General features: G+C 54.0%; 4 protein-coding genes and 1 tRNA gene. All 5 read left to right on the top strand.

Features of this window, described 5'->3' with window-relative positions; translation table 11 throughout:
- Positions 1-96: 96 nt before the first annotated feature.
- Positions 97-1,680, top strand: coding sequence for a CTP synthase (locus AC1HCM_RS06600; RefSeq protein WP_479460975.1), 1,584 nt, complete (start codon positions 97-99; stop codon positions 1,678-1,680).
- Positions 1,681-1,692: 12 nt separating this feature from the next.
- Positions 1,693-1,765, top strand: a tRNA-Thr gene (locus AC1HCM_RS06595).
- Between the two features lie 10 nt (positions 1,766-1,775).
- On the top strand, positions 1,776-2,102 hold the full coding sequence (locus AC1HCM_RS06590) for a hypothetical protein (RefSeq protein WP_479460974.1): 327 nt from the start codon (positions 1,776-1,778) through the stop codon (positions 2,100-2,102).
- 42 nt (positions 2,103-2,144) lie between these two features.
- Entirely contained in the window at positions 2,145-3,764 is a 1,620-nt protein-coding gene (locus AC1HCM_RS06585; RefSeq protein WP_479460973.1) for a 2-oxoacid:acceptor oxidoreductase subunit alpha, read from the top strand.
- A gap of 1 nt (position 3,765) precedes the next feature.
- The coding region (locus AC1HCM_RS06580; RefSeq protein ID WP_479460972.1) for a thiamine pyrophosphate-dependent enzyme at positions 3,766-4,024 on the top strand (259 nt) is incomplete at its 3' end.

The raw sequence follows: 4,024 nt of genomic DNA, 5'->3' as shown, positions 1-4,024 counted from the left end.
TTCTCAAAGTAGGTTCTCGTCTCTTCTAAGTTGAAGAGCTTTCTTTCGGCAGAAGACCACCATTGGGAGGGTATCTCCATAATATAATTTTCTCACATGAGCAAATTTATCTTCGTCACCGGCGGTGTTCTCTCTTCTCTGGGCAAAGGCGTCACCTCCGCCTCTGTGGGAGCTCTCCTTGAGGGTATGGGGTACAGGGTGACCCTTCAGAAGCTTGACCCCTATCTCAACGTTGACGCCGGGACAATGAACCCCTACCAGCACGGGGAGGTTTACGTCACCGACGACGGAGCGGAAACAGACCTTGACCTCGGGCACTACGAGAGGTTCACCGACGCTATCATGAGGAAGGACAACAACGTTACAGCGGGGAAGGTTTACTTTAACGTCATAACAAGGGAGAGGAAGGGCGGCTACTTAGGGGCTACGGTTCAGGTGATTCCCCATATAACCGAAGAGATAAAGGAGCTCATAAAGAAGGTCTCCGATGAGCACGACGTCGTCATAGTTGAGGTCGGAGGGACTGTCGGGGATATAGAAGGCTTGCCCTTCCTTGAGGCTGTCCGCCAGCTCTCCCTTGAGATAGGCAGAAAGAACTCAATGTTCATACACGTGACCTACGTCCCCTACATAAAGACGGCAGGGGAGCTCAAGACGAAGCCCACCCAGCACTCGGTGAAGGAGCTTAGGGCTATAGGTATTCAGCCCGATGCCCTGATATGCAGGGCTGATAGGGACCTTCCCAAGGGGATAAAGGCAAAGATCGCCCTCTTCTCAAACGTTGATGAGGAAGCGGTCATATCCGCCCCCGACCTTGATTACATCTACGAGCTTCCGAACAAGCTCAAGGATGAGTGGCTTGACAGATTGGTGGCCAACAGGCTTGACCTGACCTACAGGGATAACAATATCTATAAGTGGAAGAAGATAGTCAACATCCTCAGAAGGACCGACAGGGAGGTGAACATAGCGGTTGTCGGCAAGTACGTTGAGCTCAAGGATGCCTACAAGAGCATAGCGGAGGCTCTGACCCACGGCGGGATAGCCAACGGCACGAGGGTTAACATACTGTGGCTGAGCTCTGAAAGGCTTGATCTGCCTGAGCTTCAGAAGGCTGACGGCATCCTCGTTCCGGGGGGTTTTGGGGAGAGGGGGATAAAGGGTAAGATAGAGGCTCTGCGCACCGGTAGGGAGAAGGGTCTCCCCACCTTCGGTATATGTCTGGGGATGCAGCTCATGGCTATAGAGTTCGCCAGGAACGTTATAGGGTTGAAGGATGCCAACTCAACGGAGTTTGACCCCAACACCAAGAACCCAGTCATAGACCTCATGGAGGAGCAGAAGAAGGTTGAGGACCTCGGAGGTACAATGAGGCTCGGAGCTTACCCCTGTGTGCTTCAGGAGGGAACCAAGGTCAGGGAGATATACGGGGTTGAGAGGGTAAGCGAGAGGCACAGACACAGGTACGAGTTCAACAACAGCTTCAGGAAAGTGTTTGAAGAACACGGCGTGGTCTTCTCGGGGCTATCGCCCGATGGGAAGCTCGTTGAGATCATTGAGCTGAAGGACCATCCTTGGTATATAGGCTGTCAGTTCCATCCTGAGTTCAAGAGCAAGCCCTTTGCACCCCATCCCCTCTTCGCTTCCTTCATTAAGGAAGCTCTCAATCGTAGATTATAATTTATAAACTGAGCCGGCGTAGCTCAGTCGGCAGAGCGAGGCACTCGTAATGCCTAGGTCGCGGGTTCAAGTCCCGCCGCCGGCTTTGTAAAGAGATGGGAAAAACGGTCAAGCTCTCCCTCGGAATCGCAACCCTTCTACCCCTATTTTACTTCACACTCCTCTTCCTGACGCCCCTTGGCAAGGTCTTCTCCATAGACCCCCTCTCTTCTGAAGCTCCGCCCTGGCTCCTCTATTTCACAGCCTTTCACTTCTTCATGTACCTTTACACTGGCTTCCTGCTCGCCTTTTATGTGATAAACCTGTTCGGTAAGAAGGGCATGGAGAGAGACAGGAAGGTTCTGTGGGCTCTGGCTCTTATACTGGGGAGCGTGTTTGTCATGCCGATTTACTGGTACTTCCACCTCTGGAAGGAGGACTGAACTCCATGGCAGGGTACTCTCCCTTGGTATAAGATATTAGGTATGGAGAAGACGATAATAATAGGAGGAAAGGCGGGAGCAGGCATAAAGGAAGCGGGGAGGATGCTGGCGGGGGTCCTCTCAAACCTCGGGTACTACGTATTCGGCTACGTTGACTACCCCTCACTGATAAGGGGAGGGCACAACTTCGTCAGCCTCACCTTCTCGGAAAGACCTGTAAGGAGCACCGACAGGAAGGCGGACATCATAGTAGCTACCGACGGAAGGAGCATAAAAGCCCACCTTGAGGATGAGAAGGAGGGTACGGTCTGGGTGATAAACGAGAAGGAGAGCAAGGAGGGAGCCATAAAGGCACCATTCAAGGAGGTCGCTCCGGGCTTCTTCAAGAGCTCCTCCGTTCTGGGAGCCGTTCTTAAGCTCCTCGGCATCCCCCTTGAGGAGGGTCTTCCCTTTGTAACGAGCCTTCCCCAGAGGGAGAAGAACGAGCAGATATACAGAGAGGCTTACAACGCAGTCCCCCAGCTCTATGAGGTGAAGGCTCTGGGCGGGAAGAGAGGGGATATACTGACTGGAAACGAGTGCATAGCCCTCGGCTCGGTTGATGGAGGGCTGGATTTCTACGTTGCCTATCCCATGACACCGGCTTCGCCGGTCCTTCACTATCTTGCCAAGAGAAAGGATGAGTTTGGGATAAAGGTAGTTCACCCGGAGAACGAGATAGGCGTGATAAACATGGCTCTTGGCATAGCCTACGCGGGGAAGAGGGCGATGGTGGGAACCTCCGGAGGGGGATTCGCCCTCATGACGGAGACCCTCAGCCTCGCAGGTATGTCCGAGACCCCTATCGTCATATATGAAGCTCAGAGGGCTGGACCGAGTACGGGAGTCCCTACCTACACAGCCCAGGCGGACCTTCTGTTCTGCCTCTTTGCAGGTCACGGGGATTTCCCGAGGGTTGTTGTCGCCCCCTCAACCCCGGAGGAGGCTTACGCCCTCGCGAGGGACTCCCTGAACATCGCCTGGAGGTTCCAGACCCCCGTTATCCTTCTCGGGGACAAGCACCTGGGTGAGAGCTACTTCACGGTGCCCTTGGAGAGAAGGAGGGTAGTTGAGGAACCAAAGCTCTGGGAGGGGAACGGAGAATACAGAAGATACGAGATAACTGAGGACGGAATATCCCCCTTAGCCTTTCCCGGAAGGGAGGGCGTTGTTGTTAAGGCAACGAGCTATGAGCACGACGAGAGGGGTATAACCGTTGAGGATGCGGAGTCGGTGAGGCGTATGCAGGAAAAGAGGATGGCCAAGGAAGGGACCATAAGGGAGTACGTCCTCTCAAGGGAGGACTCGGTCGTGATCGGGGGAAGTGAAGGGTCCGACAGGGTTATAATCACCTGGGGCTCAACAGCCTGCACGGTTGAGGACGTAGCCAGTGAGCTCGGCTACAGGGTGGTCAGACCCCTCTTCCTTGAGCCCTTTCCCACCGAGAAGGTCCTTAGGGAGATAGAGGGTGCGAGGGAGATTCTGTGTGTTGAGCTTTCCGCAAGCGGTCAGTTTGAAAAGCTGCTGAATATGAACGGAATAAGGGTAGACAGGAGTGTAAGGAAGTACGACGGCAGACCCTTTTTCAGGGACGAGCTTGCCGGCATGCTGAGGGAGGTTTGATATGGGTGTGGTGAAAAGCCTTTACACGGGTACGGAGATAACCTGGTGCAGGCTCTGTGGAAACTTCGGGTTGATGAGCGCCTTTGTGTGGGCTGTTGAGGAGCTCGCTGAGAGCATCCCCCTTGAGAGGTTTGTCATACTCTCGGGGATAGGGTGCCACGGGAAGATAGTTGATTACATAGACCTCAGCAGCTTTTACTCCATCCACGGCAGGGTTCCGCCGACTGCAACGGGTATAAAGCTTGCCAACCCAGACCTCA

It is taken from the genome of Hydrogenivirga sp. (assembly GCF_056450045.1).
The sequence above is the reverse complement of the archived record's forward strand: the minus strand, read 5'-3'. Positions and strand labels throughout refer to the sequence as shown.